The 18703-nt window shown below is 42.9% G+C and carries 19 protein-coding genes, 1 tRNA gene and 2 pseudogenes; 5 read left to right on the top strand and 17 right to left on the bottom strand.

The features are described from left to right. Positions 1 to 28: 28 nt before the first annotated feature. The 12 genes and pseudogenes from C5470_RS11430 to C5470_RS11380 form a co-directional block, all read right to left on the bottom strand. On the bottom strand, positions 29 to 529 hold the full coding sequence (locus C5470_RS11430; protein WP_166288987.1) for a phage GP46 family protein: 501 nt from the start codon (positions 527 to 529) through the stop codon (positions 29 to 31). Further along, positions 526 to 1113 (bottom strand): phage baseplate assembly protein domain-containing protein, encoded by a 588-nt coding sequence (locus C5470_RS11425; RefSeq protein ID WP_166289154.1) that lies wholly within the window; start codon positions 1111 to 1113, stop codon positions 526 to 528. The genes C5470_RS11430 and C5470_RS11425 overlap by 4 nt, the downstream gene beginning before the upstream one ends. Beyond that, complete coding sequence (locus tag C5470_RS11420) at positions 1113 to 1916, bottom strand: phage baseplate assembly protein (RefSeq protein ID WP_166288985.1); 804 nt, start codon at positions 1914 to 1916, stop codon at positions 1113 to 1115. Before C5470_RS11420 ends, C5470_RS11425 begins: the two co-directional genes overlap by 1 nt. Then, entirely contained in the window at positions 1913 to 2506 is a 594-nt protein-coding gene (locus C5470_RS22820; protein WP_242687946.1) for a hypothetical protein, read from the bottom strand. The genes C5470_RS11420 and C5470_RS22820 overlap by 4 nt, the downstream gene beginning before the upstream one ends. Continuing rightward, the gene (locus C5470_RS22815; RefSeq protein WP_242687944.1) at positions 2506 to 3312 is read right to left on the bottom strand and encodes a DNA circularization N-terminal domain-containing protein; all 807 of its coding nucleotides are present in this window, start codon (positions 3310 to 3312) and stop codon (positions 2506 to 2508) included. Before C5470_RS22815 ends, C5470_RS22820 begins: the two co-directional genes overlap by 1 nt. Before the next feature lie 112 nt (positions 3313 to 3424). Then, complete coding sequence (gene nadS / locus C5470_RS11410; protein ID WP_036777552.1) at positions 3425 to 3715, bottom strand: NadS family protein; 291 nt, start codon at positions 3713 to 3715, stop codon at positions 3425 to 3427. A 2-nt stretch (positions 3716 to 3717) separates the two neighbouring features. Continuing rightward, on the bottom strand, positions 3718 to 4029 hold the full coding sequence (locus C5470_RS11405) for a type II toxin-antitoxin system RelE/ParE family toxin (RefSeq protein ID WP_166288981.1): 312 nt from the start codon (positions 4027 to 4029) through the stop codon (positions 3718 to 3720). A gap of 163 nt (positions 4030 to 4192) precedes the next feature. Next, a complete protein-coding gene (locus C5470_RS11400; protein WP_166288978.1) occupies positions 4193 to 4684 on the bottom strand; it encodes a zinc ribbon domain-containing protein in 492 nt (163 codons plus the stop codon). A 243-nt stretch (positions 4685 to 4927) separates the two neighbouring features. Further along, positions 4928 to 6133 carry a hypothetical protein gene (locus C5470_RS11395; protein WP_166288975.1) on the bottom strand — a complete coding sequence of 402 codons (1206 nt, stop codon included), beginning with the start codon at positions 6131 to 6133 and terminating at the stop codon, positions 4928 to 4930. Between the two features lie 55 nt (positions 6134 to 6188). Next, positions 6189 to 6824: pseudogene (locus C5470_RS11390) on the bottom strand (IS630 family transposase); the annotation flags it as partial. A gap of 426 nt (positions 6825 to 7250) precedes the next feature. After that, positions 7251 to 8168: pseudogene (locus C5470_RS11385) on the bottom strand (tyrosine-type recombinase/integrase); the annotation flags it as partial. A gap of 140 nt (positions 8169 to 8308) precedes the next feature. Next, a tRNA-Ser gene (locus C5470_RS11380) sits at positions 8309 to 8396 on the bottom strand. Between the two features lie 181 nt (positions 8397 to 8577). Here C5470_RS11380 and tusE point away from each other — a divergent pair. After that, a complete protein-coding gene (tusE, locus tag C5470_RS11375) occupies positions 8578 to 8907 on the top strand; it encodes a sulfurtransferase TusE (RefSeq protein WP_166288973.1) in 330 nt (109 codons plus the stop codon). A 3-nt stretch (positions 8908 to 8910) separates the two neighbouring features. On the opposite strand, the gene yccX is transcribed toward tusE, so the two are convergent. Continuing rightward, the gene (yccX, locus tag C5470_RS11370) at positions 8911 to 9189 is read right to left on the bottom strand and encodes an acylphosphatase (protein WP_166288970.1); all 279 of its coding nucleotides are present in this window, start codon (positions 9187 to 9189) and stop codon (positions 8911 to 8913) included. Positions 9190 to 9414: 225 nt separating this feature from the next. Here yccX and hspQ point away from each other — a divergent pair, with 225 nt between their 5' ends. Beyond that, positions 9415 to 9735: a heat shock protein HspQ gene (gene hspQ / locus C5470_RS11365; protein ID WP_021326539.1), complete on the top strand. Its 321-nt coding sequence runs from the start codon at positions 9415 to 9417 to the stop codon at positions 9733 to 9735. 285 nt (positions 9736 to 10020) lie between these two features. Here the strand turns inward: hspQ and C5470_RS11360 are convergent, their stop codons facing one another. Both C5470_RS11360 and helD read right to left on the bottom strand, forming a co-directional pair. Then, on the bottom strand, positions 10021 to 10440 hold the full coding sequence (locus tag C5470_RS11360; protein ID WP_166288967.1) for a CoA-binding protein: 420 nt from the start codon (positions 10438 to 10440) through the stop codon (positions 10021 to 10023). Between the two features lie 63 nt (positions 10441 to 10503). Next, complete coding sequence (helD, locus tag C5470_RS11355; RefSeq protein WP_166288964.1) at positions 10504 to 12558, bottom strand: DNA helicase IV; 2055 nt, start codon at positions 12556 to 12558, stop codon at positions 10504 to 10506. 119 nt (positions 12559 to 12677) lie between these two features. Between helD and yccS the strand changes: the two genes are divergently transcribed. Continuing rightward, positions 12678 to 14813 carry a YccS family putative transporter gene (yccS, locus tag C5470_RS11350; protein ID WP_166288962.1) on the top strand — a complete coding sequence of 712 codons (2136 nt, stop codon included), beginning with the start codon at positions 12678 to 12680 and terminating at the stop codon, positions 14811 to 14813. 60 nt (positions 14814 to 14873) lie between these two features. Here the strand turns inward: yccS and C5470_RS11345 are convergent, their stop codons facing one another. Further along, positions 14874 to 15476 carry a TfoX/Sxy family DNA transformation protein gene (locus C5470_RS11345; RefSeq protein WP_046976577.1) on the bottom strand — a complete coding sequence of 201 codons (603 nt, stop codon included), beginning with the start codon at positions 15474 to 15476 and terminating at the stop codon, positions 14874 to 14876. 247 nt (positions 15477 to 15723) lie between these two features. Here C5470_RS11345 and sulA point away from each other — a divergent pair, with 247 nt between their 5' ends. Beyond that, positions 15724 to 16248 carry an SOS-induced cell division inhibitor SulA gene (gene sulA, locus C5470_RS11340; RefSeq protein WP_036848867.1) on the top strand — a complete coding sequence of 175 codons (525 nt, stop codon included), beginning with the start codon at positions 15724 to 15726 and terminating at the stop codon, positions 16246 to 16248. A gap of 552 nt (positions 16249 to 16800) precedes the next feature. After that, entirely contained in the window at positions 16801 to 17898 is a 1098-nt protein-coding gene (ompA, locus tag C5470_RS11335; RefSeq protein ID WP_036848864.1) for a porin OmpA, read from the top strand. 182 nt (positions 17899 to 18080) lie between these two features. Here ompA and matP read toward each other — a convergent pair whose 3' ends face one another. Continuing rightward, positions 18081 to 18536 (bottom strand): macrodomain Ter protein MatP, encoded by a 456-nt coding sequence (gene matP, locus C5470_RS11330; RefSeq protein ID WP_166288959.1) that lies wholly within the window; start codon positions 18534 to 18536, stop codon positions 18081 to 18083. Positions 18537 to 18703 lie beyond the last annotated feature (167 nt).

Here is an 18703-nt window from a genome sequence, read left to right as displayed (position 1 = left end):
TGATTTGAAAATAATAAATAAAGGGTTATTAGTTGCTGTAACCGAATTGCAGAATTGTGTGTGACGGGCAAAGGCGGTTAAATTGACATTCAAGCCGTTTATTACCCCAAGAGCGCAATGGATCTCCGCAATAACTCCCACCGGCCACAGCGTAAAAGATGGTAGTTTCAGGCGCATTAATTCGCCAGGTAAACGGCCAACCTTCACCGTCCAAAGCATCACCATCATCTAGCATCCATTGAAGAGCTTCTCGCGCATAATCTTCGGTTTTCAGTGCTACTGCGGTAGTCAGTTTTTGTCTGCGTATCAACCACAATCGAGAACCAATTTGGTAATCCGAGCCGATATCACCCCACCAACCCTTTCTATCAACCCCGTCAATCTCATCGTCAGGCCGGGCTTGTCTGTCTGTGAATAAGCTGATTATTATTGCGGTTTGCAAGTCGTTGCCTGTGACCAAATCCCCGTTCCCAGATAACCAGTCAGCATGAATTTTATTCACATCCCAGTACGAAGTAATATCACTCATTTCACTGGCTCCCCGGTTTGCTGACTCGTTACTGTTGAACTGCCTGATTCCACGCCGGATACTTTATGCGTATGCCGATTATACGATTCACGTAACTGTTTCATTGTTGAAGCATTACTGTTGCAGTTGTCAATAATATCGCCTGTGACTTTTAAAATTGGCGTATTGCAGAGCACACTCTCACTTGCATTAATAGTTACCTGAGTTGCATTATTCACAGTAACCGGCTGGCCTTTAGCTTCAATTGTGATCCCTGACTCAGTCAGTAAGATGTGTAAGCCCCACTGGTTATAAAGCACCACTTCGCCGGGATTTAAATTCCTATGCCGATATTTCTTATTGTTGCTTGCAATCACTACTGCGCTTGAACGATCCCCGCCGAGATAGCCGATAACAACATCTGTCCCGGCTGGAAGTGCAGAAGAGAAACCAAACTCAGCCATCCTTGCCGTATTATCCCGGACTTCAATCGGCGTCTGATACTGAACAACTTGAATGTTTCCGCTATCATGTGAAGTCTTGATTTTTCCAAGCCCCAGCATCATCTCAACCCGTCGAGATAACTTTCTGATTGCATCATTCATCATCTGATAGTCTCTCTCAAAATTGCGTAAAATTCGTATGGTTGTACGGCAAAAGCCGCTGGCGGCATTAAGACTAATTGCGCTTGTGTACCGTTATCGCCGTTACATGTATATGTCACTTCTGATAACAGCCATTGCTCATTTTCCAGACCAAAAATTGGCATGCGAATAGGAATTAATGTGTTGGGTTGCCACAACTTACCGCTGCTATCTCGCCAGCTATCAATTGTGACTTTCAGTACTTTTGAGCGTCCGTAGCGGCGGTTCATTTCCCAGTCTATTGACTCTTGCGATCGCTTTGCTGATATGAGTGTGCTTTCTATGATGGTGACATAGTTCCGATAACGCATCTTTTTCGCTTCGGGATCACTCGCTGTTGCTAACGTGACGACATCATAACCGCTATCATGACTTGTCTCATTGAGTCCGCTAATAGCAAAAGACAGGCCGGTATACTCAGAAAACCGTTCATTCATTGAACTATTGTAATCTGATGTTTCGACTTTCTTCCCTTGCTCCACCCCACTCTCTGCCAGTTCTGTGCCTACTCGCGTCATGATTAAGTTCCCATCGGGCAAGTCGTAGTAAAGAAGAGCAGCAAACCGGGTAACGCGATCAATGACTTCTTGCGAGGATTCACCCCAGTTCAGTGTGAACTGAGGGACAGTTGGCATATCATCAACATCAGAGGTCACTTGAATGTCGTACCATTGGGCCAGTTTCTGAGCAATCTGTAGCGGAGTAGCCTGACTGATAACGTTGTTCGGCCACTCGATCACTAATGACAACTCATCATTTTTCACTGTTTCAGCGCCTTAAACTTAACGGGCATAAATGCCGGGTGAATGGGAGATACCGCTTGTACAAGCTCATCACTGCGCTCGGCATCTTGATAAATGCGATTAGCAATATTCAGTACAGGCAATACAGAGGGTAAGTTAAACTGGGTTAATCGCCCTTTTGTATCTTTCAGTGAGAAACTTTCGACAAACTCATAACGTAACTGAACTAATGATTGGAAAACATCATCAGCCGCCAAATCACCCGCTTTAATGATCGCGTTATCAAGAGACTCACAAACACGTCGCTGAATGGTTGCCGCCTCATCACGATTGGCCGGAATAAGTTCACTTGCTGTTTTTGCCATCGCTCCAGCAGACAGAACAACGAGTAATAATGTCGTAGCTTCTGCTGCGTTCCGGTCTACACTGCTCTGCTGATATTGCGTATTTTTAAAGCTGGCAAGATTTTCAAATACCCGGACTTTCTCTGCTGTACTGCCCGTTGCGCTAATGATCACATTGATAACTAACTGCACTCCACCAGCCAGCCCTTCAATCGAATTAGCATTGTTGAGTTGCGAAAGGGCTTTTGATATTGCCTCTCGCCCCATCACAGCCCCGGCCATTTTTTCATTAACCACATTTTTATAGTTTTCACTGTCATTGTTTCGCAGTACAACGCCGGTTGCCCCGGAGACAGAACGCCGATCTTGCCTCGGCTGTAACGGCCGTAACGTTTGCTACCGAACGTGGAATTCAACATATCACTGAGATTTGTCACCTCATCAATTGACGACTGCACCATGTTTGTCCAAAAATTAATGGTCTGCCTGATGGTTTTAACGGCCTGGGTGACTGTGCGGATCTCACCTTTTACCATTGAAATGAATTTTGCTGCTGTCGTTGTGGCCGTTCTGAGCCAATTGGCATTCACTTTACTGTCTGCCGCAGTACTGTTAGTAATGGCAAAGACTTTCAGGCCAGACTCAATCACAGTCAAAGTGAACTCAAACACCCGGCCATTATCCGCACTTTCATTTACTCGTAAGCCCGACTCTGTGACGCTGACAGTTAACTCGCCAAGCGTGGGGTGAATCAGAGTACCGCTTACCCCTTCTTCGCATGCTGCCACCAAATTATTACGTTGAGTGATCACATCCGGCGCGGAATAAACTTTACTGTCTTGAATAATGAAACCACGAAGGGTAATTTTTCGACTGCTGCGCCCAAGGTCTTCAATCCATGCCGTATCACGATAAGGATATTCATGCACAGCCTGGCGTCTGCCGAAAACGCTTTCACCTGAAACCACGGCAAAGGGTACACCCCGAAATGATGCCGGGTGTAAATGTTCTGACCATTTCCACTCTTGATCTTTACCCAAAAAGGAGGAAATGGCGTTTTTGATAAATGGCATATCACCACCTGATTTTTAGGCAATAAAAAACCGCAATTAAGCGGCATAAGAAGGTTTTAAGTAAAAGAAAAGCCTCGCAGAAACGAGGCTTAGGAATTTTTATGCGTTTTACTTACATAGATAACGCCTTTAAAACATGAACCGGGTCTTTCTCTATTGCTTTCAACAAAGCTTTTGCTGGCCCGGTTGGTTCACGCCTTCCCTGCTCCCAGTTCCGCAGGGTTCCAACATTAACAGAAATTAACTTAGCAAAACCGGTCTGACTTAAACCGGTTGCCTGACGAATATTCTTTACTTTTACTGCTTCAACGTGAGTTTCACGAGAGGCAGCACGTTCGCCATTAATAATTTCGTTCATCTGCGTCATGCTTTCAGTTAGCCTGGAAAATAATTTACTATCCATTGTTACCACCCCTCATTTAGCGCTCTCAGGACTTTATTTTCTGATTCACTCAAGTCGTCCTTGATACCTTTTTTGTAAATCAACAATAGCCTGATATGTGAGACATCTACTTTATAGTAATAGATAATGCGCACACCGCCACGCTTGCCTTTACCCCTAGATGCCCACCTGACTTTACGTAAGCCACCAGTGTGTTGGATAACATCACCAGCAATAGGGTTGTCTGCGAGACATTGCTGAAACTCGCGATATTCATCGTCACTTAACAACTCTTTACAATCTTCAGTGAAAATATGGGTCTCAATAAATATCATGTCTCAGTGCGTCATTGGTGTACATTTTAGGTGATAATATACGCTTTGTCGACATAAGTCAATGGCGCATATACGGCATTATATATCATGTGGGTATATTTTAAATTTGCCATCTACAGCCAAAATTATCTAAATAAGGTTTCATAATTCCACTACACGCGGTTTACTTTAACTCATTGTTATATATATGGTTGTTAGTAGATAAGGTGTAGCACCATTTTGGAAAGTTATTTATTGCGCTCCGCGGCATCTCCATCACCTCCTCTGCACTCCACTTCATCAACATACGACAAGCACAAAGAACAACCACCCGTTGTTTCAGAATATTAGAATCTTTATCAACAAAATCGTAATGACGATAGTTTTCAGCTTTCTTCAAATATTCTGAATTTAATACCAACGTACGCGCAAGCGCTTTGGCCGAATTAGTGGTTCGAATATCACTACCACAATGTTTACACTTGATAGCATCTTTATTGACGAATTCAGCGCAATAAGAACATATTGCATCACTTGATGATCTCCCGAACAAAAGCATCATAAACCCGCAGAATGTGACAAACGCGCCGAAAAAGACATGATTATGCTGCGATGCAATCATACCAATATTGCTAACCCTGCCACTTCCATAGTCCGATGGTACAGTTGTGTCCATATTAAAAGCCACGAGAAGCCATATCAAACCAAGGATCAACAGAAAATAACCAAACCTTTTCATTACCAACCTCTTTATTTAATTGAACTGAGCAAACATTAATCAAGTTCATCATAAATTCAAGGTTAAACTGTAAAACGTCATTAAAAGCACCAAGATATGACTACGGACACTGCATAGAGGTTGTTACCCTACCGCCCGCTTTTGAATTAAATTGCTGACGTTCCCCGGTCTTGCTGTTCACTAGTGTAATTTCAACTTGAAATTTGTTTTCACCAATCGCTGTCTGAATGGCATCACGCCTTGAGCAAGCTCACTGTTATTTGCTTGATTTGCAAAGATGGAAGCGGATCTTTTATCAGACTCAGGCGGAGCGGGTTGATATTGCAGGCGTTGTAGCTGTAAATAGTTTATGTCACGTTTACCTTGCCAGCGCGGGTCAAAGATAGCGGCGTTTATTGCATCCGCGATTTGTTTTTGATTAAAGGGTTGTTGACCATGATTTTCTTGTTTGATCATCGCTTCCATCAGATTACCTAGCACTTTGGGGTCATGCATATCTAACTGTTGATTGGGAAGAAAGCCCGTCTCTTTTGACACGAAATTGATGTATGCCTGAGTATTGTTTCTATCTACGCCGCCTGGCGGTGCATAGGTGCTGATTGTGCTATTAACGGTATTTTTCCCTCTATCACCGTTCAGCATTAACTGACGAGCTAATGCTGAGAGGCCGTCGTGATCATTACCAAACTTAACAAATGTTCCACTTTTTCCTGTTACATACCCTATTCCGTTAGGTGCTTCGCGTACATTTCCCGGATTTTTATTTCTCAAACCAAACGAATCCTTTACCGGCTTGGCGTAAGGATCGGGATATTTAGGAGGCTCTACTTTTGGTGGCTCTGGGATTTTCTGCAGTTGGGGAATGGCTTCATTTTGAGGATGCGTTTTTTGCCATTCATTATATTTCTCGCGAAAACCATCAGACATTACACCAAAATCAAGGGCAACCTTATCGCTCCAGCTTAAACTTTGATAAAACTCTGGCGTATTATAGCCCCACCTAAGCTGATCGGCTTCTTTGCCACGCGTAGCACCAAGCGCATGAGCTAAAGAAATACTGTCTAGCCCATTAGTGAGGATATCTGTTACACCTTCTAGCCCATCTTTAACTGAGCCATCGAAAGTTAAAAAGTTATTAAGATTATTTTCTCCTCTCTGTTTGAAACCCTCCCAAGATGCATTTAATTCCCTTAATGAACTATTAAGCTCATTAAGCCGATTATTAAGATCAGGATCAACAGTAAAACCAAACCTATCAGATTGTTTTAATCGTTCTTTTAACCCCACAGCATCGCGTAATAACGCAAGAGTGTTATCATCAAGCCCAAGAAGTTTAGCTATTGTCTTCTGTTTATCAGAAGAATATTCAGGAAACACTTTAGCCAATTCTTGAATGGTTTTATATGCATCTGCGGTACCATCTTTATTTGTATATACCCACTTAACTTGAAGATGCAGGATTCAGAACCTGGAAGTTGTCATTAATACGGCACGACAGGTTCCCGGCAAGTTCCGGTAATATTTCCGTAAAAAAGTGATGTATCGCCTGCCTGAACAAGGCCGCCGAGGCGAAGTAACGATTATTTCTGACTTGTTCATTCATCACTTTCCACAGCCTTTCTATCGGGTTCAGATTCGGGCTATATGGCGGTAAGTCATGAAGCTCAATATTCATCACATAAGCCCAGTCTTTCACCAACTCACTCCGGTGATAACCGGCTCCGTCAAGGATAATATGAACCTTCTGACTGACCGGATAGGTTTCACGCAGGGCAATGAAAAATTCTGCGATGTGATAACTGTCGATACGATCATATTCGCGTACCACGGTTTTGCTGATATTGGCCAGATTCAGGGCCCCCATCAGATTCAGACGGGTACGGCTTCCCGTGGTTTTCACTGCGGTTTTCTGGCCTTTGCGTATCCAGCCATCAGCGAGTTTCGTCCCCTGCGTGGGATGAACGCCATCAATGAACGGGATGGGCTCATGGTCTCCGGCTTCCTGTTTCAGTTTCCCGTAGGTTTCTATAAAGGCCCGCTGCTGTTCCGCGTTGAACTTGTGGGGCACGCCGATCGGTTAATGAGCAACTGTCTTTATCCAGGGCGTCTGGCAGAATGGGTGAACAGGCAGCTTGCCCGCCATCACTCGAACATTGTGGCGTGCGCGCTGGCGAACAAACTGGCCCGAATAGCCTAGGCCGTTACGGCACATCAGACGGTGTTCATTAAATAAAAGAGCCAACGAAAAACGGCGTTAGCTCAGTAAGTTAAGCCGTTACCATCTGGTTTTGCGACGACAGATAATTGATGACATGAACGGCATATCGGCCTGCTGATGAACCTGATATAAAAATGGCGCTCTGAAGCCGAGAGGTTTTTAAGGTTCGGCAGGCACGGAACTCATCGTGGCGCGGGCATGACTGCTCACCAGACGCCGAATAGATTTACGCAAGCCCACCATACATCAAAATTTGTGTTGCAAAAACGGGGGTGACTATAGATTTTTATAATCAGTTCGACTAGGAAAGACATATTGATAATCACCACTGATCGGCGTTAGTTGCTGGAATAGCGTAGCAGCCTGATCTGACAAAGGAACGCAGTGTGGTCTGCGCATTTTCATTCTTTCGGCGGAAATCTGGATAACTTTCTTTTCTAAATCAACTTCGTTCCATTCCAAATTTCTTAACTCACCAGGGCGCAACCCTGTAATAATTAAATTTCTCAACGCATGTCTAACAACCTGACTTCCCATGTTCTTATCAATGGATTTCAGAAATTCAGGCAATTCATTGATATTGAGATGGGGATAATGTTCTCTTTTATGAGGAACAAAGGCACTAGCAAGATCGGGGGCTGGATTATATTCAGCTCTGCCAGTAATAATAGCGTATCGCCATACTTCACCACAGCGCTGACGGACTTTCTTTAATTTCTCCGTCGCTCCGCGTTTCTCCATTCTTGATAGTACTTCCATTAGTTCTAATGGCTTGATCTCTGTTATCGGACGGTGACCAATATAAGGAAAAACATCATTCTCAAAAGCACTCATCATGTCAGTACGATAACCTACTGACCATCTATCTTTGCGTTGCTCAAACCATTCACGAGCAATACTTTCAAAAGTGCTATTGATTTCTCCCTGAGATGCAAGCTTCTTCTGTTTTTTATCTTGATTAGGATCAACACCCTCAGCCACCAGCTTCTTAGCTTCATCACGCTTCTTTCTGGCTTCTGCTAAAGAGATAAGCGGAAAAGTACCAATAGAGAGTAGCTTTTCTTTTCCTGCAATACGGTACTTCAATCTCCAATATTTGGAGCCGCTAACCTTTACCAATAGGTACAATCCCCCACCATCGGACAGCTTAAAGTCTTTTTCTTGAGGTTTTACTGTTTCAACTTACCGGGCTGTTAGTTTCATATTTCTAGCATCCTCGCCCCTCACGGCTATGGGGGTATATTGCAATAGATGTAAGTAGACAGTAGTAGAGCTTAACTTGGGAGTTTTCGTTGATTTTATAGGAAAAAGTAGACCATAAGAGATGCTAATAGAAGTGAAATTGGCGGAGGAGGAGAGATTCGAACTCTCGGATGGTTTCCCATCGGCGGTTTTCAAGACCGCTGCCTTAAGCCGCTCGGCCACCCCTCCGCAATGGCGTGCACTATAAACAGCACTAAGACAGATGTAAAGCCCCCTCTTGTTCAATTGCCGCAAATTTACTCTTTTATACTGTTATTGGCTTATTTTCTCCTCATATAGACATACGTCCTTGGGTATAAAAGTGATTTTTGCTAAATTACTACCATCTTTTTTTGATGGTTAAATGATTATGTTGGTATTCGAAGGTCGTGAGATCGAAACCGATGCACAAGGTTATCTGAAAAACAGCAGTGATTGGCAGGAAGCAATGGCTTCATTACTCGCCGAACAGGAAAATATTGATTTGAGTGAGCAACATTGGGAAGTCATTCGTTTTGTCCGGGGATTTTATGAAGAGTTTAATACATCCCCGGCTATCCGTATGCTGGTAAAAGCAATTGCACAAAAGTATGGAGAAGCAAAAGGCAACAGCCGCTATCTTTACTGCCTGTTTCCCAAAGGGCCAGCAAAGCAGGCAACTAAAATTGCCGGGCTACCAAAACCGGTAAAATGTATCTGAGGCTCAGTGGCGGACGCTAAAGTCTGCCACATCCTCCACAACGCAGGACTGGGACGAAAAACTATCGACCCGTGCCCCCGGTGGCCCACCCTGTTCTAACCAATGGGTTAAGTTATCCAGTTGCTCACTTTCACCATAAGCGACAATTTTGACACTACCATCACGCAAATTACAAACGTAACCTGTCAGCTTATTGGATTTCGCCCAACGAAAAGTTTGATAACGAAATCCAACTCCTTGGACTCTGCCATAAACATAAATGGTTAACCCATATTTCATCATAATGACCCCCTATCTACCTAGTCACCTTGCGGTATCGCTCACATATATAGTTAAGCACACCATTCTCGGTTGTATTTTATATTTACTACAGCTAACCTGAACTTAGGTGAAGTCGCTCTCCAATTATTAAAAGCAAAAAAATGACTTCAACTACCGGGTATGCCCTTGTAATTCACCTTACTGCCCTCATATTCGTATCAATGCAAGGTTTTTTTGGAGGTGGCTATGATTATTGCCAGCAAATTCGGTCTCGGCCAACAAGTACGTCACAAACTTCTGGGTTATTTGGGCGTTATCGTAGATATTGATGTGGAATACTCTCTGGAACAACCCCAGGAAGATGACATTGCATCCAATGCTGCCCTACGTTCTGCTCCTTGGTACCATGTTGTAATGGAAGACGACGACGGCCAGCCAGTACATACTTATTTAGCCGAAGCGCAATTATCCTATGAAGCATCTGATGACCATCCAGAACAACCTTCCCTGGATGAGTTAGCAGAATCTATCCGCAATCAATTACTGGCGCCACGACTGCGTAATTAATCTTTATATGCCCCAAGAGGGCAATTATTGTGTTTTTAAATTGCCTCTACAGTTTAGGCATTCGTGGTTCTTTCTGCCTATGACTTTAAAGACGTCTAACAAGTTATATCAACAAGCACATTGAAGTCGGTTCAGATATGTTCCTATCATAATCATGATCTCTACCAACTTTAGCAACAAATGTTGCCACTATATAATACTTCTCCGATATCTCTTCATAGTAACGAATTAGAGTAGAATCCAACTAATAGCATTTCGCTAATAGATGTCTGTAATAAGTCGATACTACTTGTACGGCAGTGCACCTAATCTTGGGATTTCAATTTTCGGACAGTGATCCATAATAACTTCTAGACCTGCTTCCTCCGCCAACTTTTTTGCTTGTTCGTTAATAACACCAAGTTGCAGCCAGAACACTTTTGCTTTGATATCTATAGCTTCTTGAGCGATTCCATATGCCGCTTCAGCGTTGCGGAATACATCTACCATATCAACAGGCTGAGGAATATCGGCCAATTGCCCATAAACACGTTGCCCAAGCAATGTTTGCCCGGCAAGTTTCAAATTGACAGGAATAACCTGATAACCTTGTTCCAATAAATAAGCCATAACCTTATAACTTGGACGATCAATTTTCTCACTGGCACCTACCAACGCGATAGTTTTCACTCGTCTCAGTATGTCCGCAATTTTCTGGTCACTCATTCTATTACTCCTTAACAAAATCCTGTATTTTCACTTTGTTTATTCAGCCAAAGCGATACTTTTTTAAGGCTTACGCTGAACAGGTACATTTAACCGCTCTAGTTGATGCACAAACACAGATGGATTCTTCTTGTCCTGCATCAACCAGACCTGCTTCTTCGCCCGGGTTAATGCAACATACAAAAGACGACGCTCTTCCGCATCAGCAAAGTCTTCCGGTTGTGGCAGCAAAACCAGCTCCATCACAGATTCCCTTGCCGGTGCAGGAAAGCCATCCTTTCCCTGATGCAATCCAAGAATAATCACATAATCCGCTTGTTGCCCCTTCGAAGCATGAATCGTCATGAACTCTATTTTAAGCTTAGGCCAGCGAGTCGCTGCTTTTCTTAGTAATTCAGGTTTTAAGTGGTGATAACGTGCCAGCAATAAAATCGTTTCCTCTTCGGTGACATAGCCACTCATTTTATTCAACAAAGGTTCAAGTTGATCTTCTGGCAAGATGACAACGGACTTTTTGTTACCTTTAATCAAACTGTTTAGTGGTTTTCTCAGTTGATTTGGGTTTTGTTGCACAAATGCGTTAGCAACTTCACTAATCCGATCATTAAACCGATAAGCGGTATCCAGTACACATTCAGCACCTTTGCCAAAATAATCAGCAAATGCGGTGGTCAACATTAACTCAGCACCACTGAAACGATAAATTGCCTGCCAGTCGTCCCCTACGGCAAACAAGCAACTTTGGCTGTTTTGCGCCCGCAATGCAGCAAGCAATTTAGCCCTTAATGGTGAAATATCCTGAAATTCATCGACCAGAATATGCTTCCACGGGCTGATAAACCGCCCTTTCTCCAGAATATTCACTGCCTGGTGAATCAACCCTGAGTAATCAATAGCACCTTCTGTTTTCAATTCAGATTTCCACGCTTTTAATAAAGGCCCCATCAAGCGAATACACTTTTGAAACTGATCCAGATACTCTTCCTGAGCCAACTCTGTCATAGCCTTCTGACTACCACCGTGCATACGCATTAAACCCAGCCAGCGCTCAAGCCTGCCTGACAAACGGTTAATAAGCTGTTCATCACGCCAAAACTCACCTTCCGGCACTTGCCATTTCAGCCCCTCAGTCAGCCATTCCCGCCAACCCTTAGCTTGTGCTTTTTTCTCACTGCATTGTTGCTGCCAGTGTTTAATCAGAAAATCCCTTCTTTTTTGTCCGTCAGTTTCTAATGTGCTGATTTTAGGTGCTCTATTACTTCCTTGTTGAATAATATACAACGCCAGCGCATGAAACGTTTTCGCTTTGATATCTTTCACACCAAGGCGAATCTGAATCCGTTCATTCATCTCATCAGCAGCCTGATTACCAAACGCGAGCAGTAATATCTGTTCAGAAATCGCCTGTTGACGAAGCAACAGCCAACCCGCTCTCGCCACCAGTACGGATGTTTTTCCACTACCCGCACCAGCAAGAACCAGTACTGAATTTTCACCATTAACAACGGCCAGGCTCTGAGAAAGGTTTAAAGGAGATGTTTCTACCCGCCGAAAAAAGTCACAGTGTTGTTCCAACATACGTTCTGTCCATTGCAGATTTATCTTCTCAACAGACTTTTCGCCATTCTCAAGCCAACTCAAACAAATTTGATACCCGTCCCGGCAATTATCAAATTGCACCAGACGCTGTAATGGCAGTGGTAAAGCCTGAAATGCTGCCTGAATCCGCTGTTGTAACTGGAACAAATCCGCTTTTTTAAACCAGTGATCCTGCTGCTCAATTTTATTGATTTCATTAACCTGAGCCGCCAGTACATCAGCACTGACATCACTCATTTCCTGACTCCATTTCTGCCATTCATCAAGCAGATAATGGTAAAAACGCTGAGTTTGCTGCCATTCAGTGCCATGAAGGCGAACAGCTTGTCCACCGGGCAGTTTAAACTCCAACTCACCCCAAACAATGCCCCGTTTGCACTGAATATTAATTAGCTGGTTAAATGGGATAAGGTATTGATGCTTCTCACCACTGACTTCGATACCCGCATTCAGCAGGCGCACCCGGTTATAAGGATGTTGAGCAAGGCGTTGGCCAATTTGTGTTGCTTTGAGTTCCATTATCGTAGCGCCATACCTGAAAAATAGTTGAACTATGTCTTATAAGGGTTTTTTATCACTAATAAACCTTTTATCATAATGGTTATTTATGACCGTTATCATTACCTCAGAGGTATTTTGTGCTAACTGTTTTCCCCGGTCCGCGCCGTTTTCTTTATAACAGTCATCTTCTCTATTATATCCGTATCCTGATCGCCTTGACTGGTACAACATTAGTACCTTGGTTTCTGGATAAAGAACCTAAAATAACCATACCATTAACCTTGGGCGTTGTTGCCGCAGCACTGGCTGATCTCGATGATCGTCTGATTGGCCGTTTACGCAATCTGGTGATCACGCTGATTTCTTTCTTTGTCGCGTCAGCCTCTATTGAGCTACTGTTCCCTTATCCCTGGCTTTTCACCATCGGGCTGGCATTATCCACCTGTAGCTTTATCTTACTGGGCGCCCTTGGGCAACGCTATGCAACTATTGCGTTTGGCGCGTTGCTGATTGCGATTTATACCATGCTGGGCACGTCTATTTTCCCACTATGGTATCAGCAACCGCTATTACTGTTGATAGGGGCAATTTGGTATAACCTGCTAACCCTCACCGGCCATTTACTGTTCCCTATCCGGCCGTTACAGGACAATCTGGCACGTTGTTATCAACAACTTTCAGCTTATCTTGATGCCAAAGCTAACCTGTTTGATCCTGATATAGAAGAATATCAGCAATCTGTCGTTAATGTAGCAATGGCAAACGGTGATTTAGTGAACACATTAAATCAAGCCAAAGCCTCCTTGCTAACCCGTCTGAAAGGCGATCGCAGCCAACATGGAACGCGCCAAACTCTGCATTATTACTTTATTGCACAAGATATTCATGAACAGGCAAGTTCATCTCATGTGCAATACCAAAGCCTGCGGAATATTTTCCGCTATAGCGATGTTCTGTTCCGGTTTCAACGTCTTCTCGCCATGCAAGCCCGTGCTTGTGAACAAGTTGCTCAGTCTATACTTTGGCACAAGCAATATCAGCACGATCCGCGCGTTGAACGTGCATTTAACTATTTGGAAAGTTCCCTGCAACAACTCAATGAACAACAGAAACATAATTTCGACATTACTGCATTATATAACCTGCTGAAAAACCTGCGGGCGATTGATGCGCAACTATCAGGTATCAGTTCTGGACAATACAATCTTTCCAAAGAAAGAAAAGATGAGACCCAACTATCTGATGAACGTTTAACTGGCTGGCGCGATATCCGTCTAAGGATCAGCCGTCATCTGACGCCACAATCAGCTTTATTCCGCCATGCGATCCGTATGTCTGTTCTGCTATGCAGTGGCTACGCCATGATCCAATTGTTGGATCTACAACGCGGGTACTGGATTTTACTCACCAGCCTGTTCGTTTGCCAACCCAACTACAGTGCTACCCGCCGCCGTTTAACACTGAGAATAATAGGCACTATTGCCGGAATATTTATCGGCTTGCCAATCCTCTATTTTGTGCCATCTATTGAAGGGCAATTGGTACTGATTGTTATCTCTGGTGTACTGTTCTTCGCTTTCCGTAATATTCAGTATGCACACGCAACCCTGTTTATCACACTACTGGTATTACTATGCTTCAATTTGCTGGGCGAAGGCTTTGAAGTTGCATTACCAAGGATTGTTGACACATTAATTGGCTGTGGGATCGCCTGGTTAGCCGTAAATTTCATTTGGCCAGACTGGAAATTTCACCAACTGCCACAAGTGATAAGCCGGACGATGGACACCAATTGCCGCTACCTTGATGCCATTTTGGTTCAATATCGTCAGGGAAAAGACAATGGCTTGAACTACCGAATTGCCCGCCGTGATGCTCACAATAGTGACGCGGAACTGGCATCAGTTATTTCAAACATGTCTGCCGAACCGAAAAGTTACCAGACTTCCCAAGAAGAAGCCTTCCGGCTACTGTGCCTGAATCACACTATGCTGAGTTATATCTCTGCGTTGGGAGCACACCGTGATAAATTGGATAACAACGTTATTCTGGATATTCTTCACGATGCTATTTGTTATGTCGATACAGCATTAAAACCAGCATTAATAGATGATGATAGAATTGAGCAAATATTTGTTAACATAGCGAAAAGAATTGAGCAAACCCCAGCAGAAAGAGACAGTAAAGAACAATTGGTATTGCAACAAACAGGCTTATTAATAGGATTGTTGCCTGAAATTGTCATTCTTATTAAGCAAATTAATCAATTATAGCCAGATTGATATACTGGGGCAGTTGACTGCCCCTTTTATTTAGTTATTCACGATAAAGATCTAACAGGCCAGTTCCTTATGCCAGCGTAATAAGTCATTACGAATCTGTACCGGTAAAACGGCTGAATGGCATCCTTCAATTGCACCAGCCAAAGCAAGTAATAAACTAACATTAGATTTTCTTTTATATTGATGCAGTTTTAAATAACTGGCTTTCGCACCTAACAGCCGTAAATCTTCAACTTTACATATTCCTACCTTCCATAACTGACGCTCAAGAGACATTCCAAGATTAGGCAAATCTTTCAAGCGTGTTGGCATCTTCTTTTTACCCGTCATTTCAATTAACGAGTAGTGATAAGCCAAATACGCATATTGAGATAATAATTCTTGATCTTGCCAAAGTGATTCAACAACCTGGTAATAACGCAAAGTTACCGGCACTCCCTTTTTCGAGTAAATATAGTTTTTCATCCCTCTGGCTTTAAATAACACTTCAGCATGGCCATTTCCCCGTAAATATAATTCTCCATCAGCAATAATAGCAAACATAATCCCGTCAGCCAGCAGGCTGTAACCGCCGAACTGTGGCTTCCTTGTCAATCTTCCAAATGAAGAAAAACCATTTTTGAGTTGAGTAAAACGCACCTCAGACAACAACATACTGATCACTCCATGAGTTTTGTGCAAATAAATCTTTTATCCATAGATTTGTCCCAACTATTAGAGAAATAAATAACAGGAACAAGCAATTGAAAACATACGCAATTCAATTTTCCCTGCCAATGGTTAAATGAGTTTCAAGCCATTTATCGTAAATATTTGCGAAGCTCTTTGAAAAAATAGACTTGATCTTAGCCTGACATGAAGATACTGTATATTAATACAGTTACTTGTGGCGGGGTTCATTATGGGCATTCAATCATCCTGGGTTTACCTTCCTAAACATCAGCTAACAGAAAAGCGACTATCACTCTCTTCACCTGCGCAAGATAATTCAGCCGGACGTGGTGGTATCGTGAGTGAATTGATTTATAGTGATAACCAAGCTGTCATTAATCATATATTGCTACCTTTGTTACGCCAGTCAGGAAATGAAGCCCGCTGGTTGCTATGGGTTAGTCCACATCAAAAACTGAGCCGCCAATGGCTAATTCGCTCTGGATTACCCTTAGATAAAATTGTGCAATTAAATCGCATCAACTCCATTACAACAGTAGACGCAATGGAAAGAGCGTTAGCAAGTGGTAATTACAGCGTGGTGCTTGGCTGGTTGCCAACGTTATTAGCAAGAGATACAGTAAGATTACAGTCTGCGGCACAAAAAGGTAATGCATTGGCCTTTATTATGCGCCCACAAGATGTAAATAAAGGAGCCAATGGCACCGAATCGCAATCAAATTTACTAAAAATTCATTCTATTTACTATCATTGACCAAAATTAGGAATTATTTCAATATTCATGACACAAAATAGCCAATTCAGGCTTAGAATCACTAATCACAACTAAAATCAATTAATTAAGATAGGATTAGTTGTAAAGAATAGTAAAGTTTTTTTTAAAATCATACATTCTCTTTTAAATTTTTTGCTCTATTAATCAAGGGCCACTTGTAACTTTTTAACTTCGTTGTAGACTTTACACCATTAAAGGTTACTGCCCTTGGTTCCTTATGTACTGTTTGGTCCATTGATTTGATAGAAGTGCAGTATTCCTAACTGAGTTTTTTAATCAATATGGCTAATAGCCTATCTCAGTAGATATAATTTAGTGCAGGCTATTCTTATGGACAAATAGTGAACACCGATAGCGTACAAAATTTAAAACGTACATGCAGTAACGGTACATGAAGAATTTGAGCCCTGCTCAGTGTTCACTGTTATTACTAAAGAATGGCAAAGGAAATAACCTAATGGGATAGGCAGTAAGTAAAAAGGCTCCCGAAGCCAATTGCCTATTGGGTGATGATAATAACGAGGCGTTAAAATGAAAAAGACAGCTATCGCGGTAGCAGTGGCAGTGGCCGCTTTCACAACTGCAACGCAAGCAGCTCCAAAAGACAACACGTGGTATACCGGTGGTAAATTGGGTTGGTCCCAATACCATGACGTAAACTTCTACGGTAACGGTTATACCAATGAAATCGGTAATGGCCCTACTCACAAAAGCCAACTGGGTGCTGGTGCTTTCTTAGGCTACCAAGCTAACCCATATCTTGGTTTTGAAATAGGTTATGACTGGTTAGGCCGTATGCCTTACAAAGGTAACGTAAACAATGGCGCCTTCAAAGCTCATGGTTTCCAACTGGCGACTAAATTGAGTTATCCAATTATGGATGATCTGGACGTCTATACTCGTCTGGGTGGTATGGTTTGGCGTGCAGATTCCAAAGCGAATTACGGTGCCACCAATACTCATCTGAGAAATCATGATACAGGCGTTTCGCCACTGGCAGCTATTGGTGTCGAGTATGCGGTGACCAAAGACTGGGCGACTCGTCTGGACTACCAATGGGTTAACAATATCGGTGATGCAGGTTCAGTCGGTGCGCGTCCTGATAACGGCTTGCTGAGCGTAGGTGTTTCTTATCGCTTCGGCCAAGATGAAGCAGCCGCTCCAGTTGTTGCTCCAGCTCCAGTTATCGCTCCAACGCCAGCGCCAGTTGTTGAGAACAAACGTTTTACTCTGCGTTCTGATGTTCTGTTCGCATTCGCCAGCGCTGAGCTGAAAGCAGAAGGCAAGCATACTCTGGATAAACTGTATACTGAATTGGCAAACATTGACCCAACTCAGGGTAAAGTGCTGGTTCTGGGTTACACTGACCGTATCGGTAAAAACGAACACAACCAGCCATTGTCTCAAAAACGCGCTCAAAGCGTAGTTGACTATCTGGTAGCTAAAGGCGTTCCTACCGGTAGCATCAGCGCAGAAGGCCGTGGTAAAGCAAATCCAGTAACCGGTTCTACTTGCGACAAAATCAAAAAACCGAATTTAATCAACTGTCTGGCTCCAGATCGTCGTGTAGAGATCGAAATCCAGGGGATTAAAGAAGTTGTTACTCAAGCGCAAAAAGCTGCTCATTAATCGCCTTTATTGATTACATTAGTCATTAAAAGCGCAGAAAGCCCCATTTTCAGATGGGGTTTTCTTTTAGCTGTCTCCCCCTAATCCTAAAAGTTCGTTTCGCTCTCCATGAGAATTTAGGCGGGAAAATTCCACAGTTTTATTAAGAATCTCGTTGCAATACCAACCCACAACAACTGAGGCTACTCGTTCTTACCCAGAATAGCTTCCAAGTCATGCTTCAAACTGGACATTTGGGTGGCGTATTTTTCTTTACGTTCAGCATCTTCAATTAATTGTATGATAGTTTCGGACAGCGTATTACCCCGTCTCTGAGAAAGTACAGATAAACGATGCCATACAAGAAAATCTAAATCGATAGATTTCTTGCGGGTATGCTGATGTTCTGCATTAAAATGCCGTTTACGCCGGGCTCGGATAGTTTGCTTCATTCGGTTGAATAAATCAGGATTCATATGCTGCTCAATCCATTTAAGTACCCTTACCGGCTCACTCTCAAGTTTGATCAGCTTATCAACCGCTGCATGAGCTGCGCTGTTTTCTATATATTTAGTAATTGGCTCACCTTCCTGATGTTTTCTAATCAGATAAGCCCATTTCCAGCCACATTCCAGATTTTCCAGTTGTTGATATTTCATCTTATTTTCCCGGTGACAGCGTAACTTAAAAATAAGCATAGCAACTATTTTAACAAATTGCTTATAACCAAACTGATTAATACCTATTTTTTGCTCAAAATAATGCCTTACATAAAGCGTCCGAAATAGCAAACATTCAAGCATGTTGGTTTATATCTTAATCTTGT

The organism is Photorhabdus stackebrandtii (assembly GCF_011189495.1).
In the GTDB taxonomy this organism is placed as follows: domain Bacteria; phylum Pseudomonadota; class Gammaproteobacteria; order Enterobacterales; family Enterobacteriaceae; genus Photorhabdus; species Photorhabdus khanii.
The sequence above is the reverse complement of the archived record's forward strand: the minus strand, read 5'-3'. Positions and strand labels throughout refer to the sequence as shown.

Coding starts and splice junctions, on each gene's coding strand:
- tusE (WP_166288973.1), top strand. CDS start 8,578: ATGTTGGTATTCGAAGGTCGTGAGATCGAAACCGATGCACAAGGTTAT.
- helD (WP_166288964.1), bottom strand. CDS start 12,558: ATGGAACTCAAAGCAACACAAATTGGCCAACGCCTTGCTCAACATCCT.
- matP (WP_166288959.1), bottom strand. CDS start 18,536: ATGAAATATCAACAACTGGAAAATCTGGAATGTGGCTGGAAATGGGCT.
- C5470_RS11345 (WP_046976577.1), bottom strand. CDS start 15,476: ATGTTGTTGTCTGAGGTGCGTTTTACTCAACTCAAAAATGGTTTTTCT.
- sulA (WP_036848867.1), top strand. CDS start 15,724: ATGGGCATTCAATCATCCTGGGTTTACCTTCCTAAACATCAGCTAACA.
- hspQ (WP_021326539.1), top strand. CDS start 9,415: ATGATTATTGCCAGCAAATTCGGTCTCGGCCAACAAGTACGTCACAAA.
- C5470_RS11360 (WP_166288967.1), bottom strand. CDS start 10,440: ATGAGTGACCAGAAAATTGCGGACATACTGAGACGAGTGAAAACTATC.
- C5470_RS11425 (WP_166289154.1), bottom strand. CDS start 1,113: ATGAATGATGCAATCAGAAAGTTATCTCGACGGGTTGAGATGATGCTG.
- C5470_RS22820 (WP_242687946.1), bottom strand. CDS start 2,506: ATGGGGCGAGAGGCAATATCAAAAGCCCTTTCGCAACTCAACAATGCT.
- nadS (WP_036777552.1), bottom strand. CDS start 3,715: ATGGATAGTAAATTATTTTCCAGGCTAACTGAAAGCATGACGCAGATG.
- C5470_RS11430 (WP_166288987.1), bottom strand. CDS start 529: ATGAGTGATATTACTTCGTACTGGGATGTGAATAAAATTCATGCTGAC.
- C5470_RS11405 (WP_166288981.1), bottom strand. CDS start 4,029: ATGATATTTATTGAGACCCATATTTTCACTGAAGATTGTAAAGAGTTG.
- ompA (WP_036848864.1), top strand. CDS start 16,801: ATGAAAAAGACAGCTATCGCGGTAGCAGTGGCAGTGGCCGCTTTCACA.
- yccX (WP_166288970.1), bottom strand. CDS start 9,189: ATGATGAAATATGGGTTAACCATTTATGTTTATGGCAGAGTCCAAGGA.
- C5470_RS22815 (WP_242687944.1), bottom strand. CDS start 3,312: ATGCCATTTATCAAAAACGCCATTTCCTCCTTTTTGGGTAAAGATCAA.
- C5470_RS11400 (WP_166288978.1), bottom strand. CDS start 4,684: ATGGACACAACTGTACCATCGGACTATGGAAGTGGCAGGGTTAGCAAT.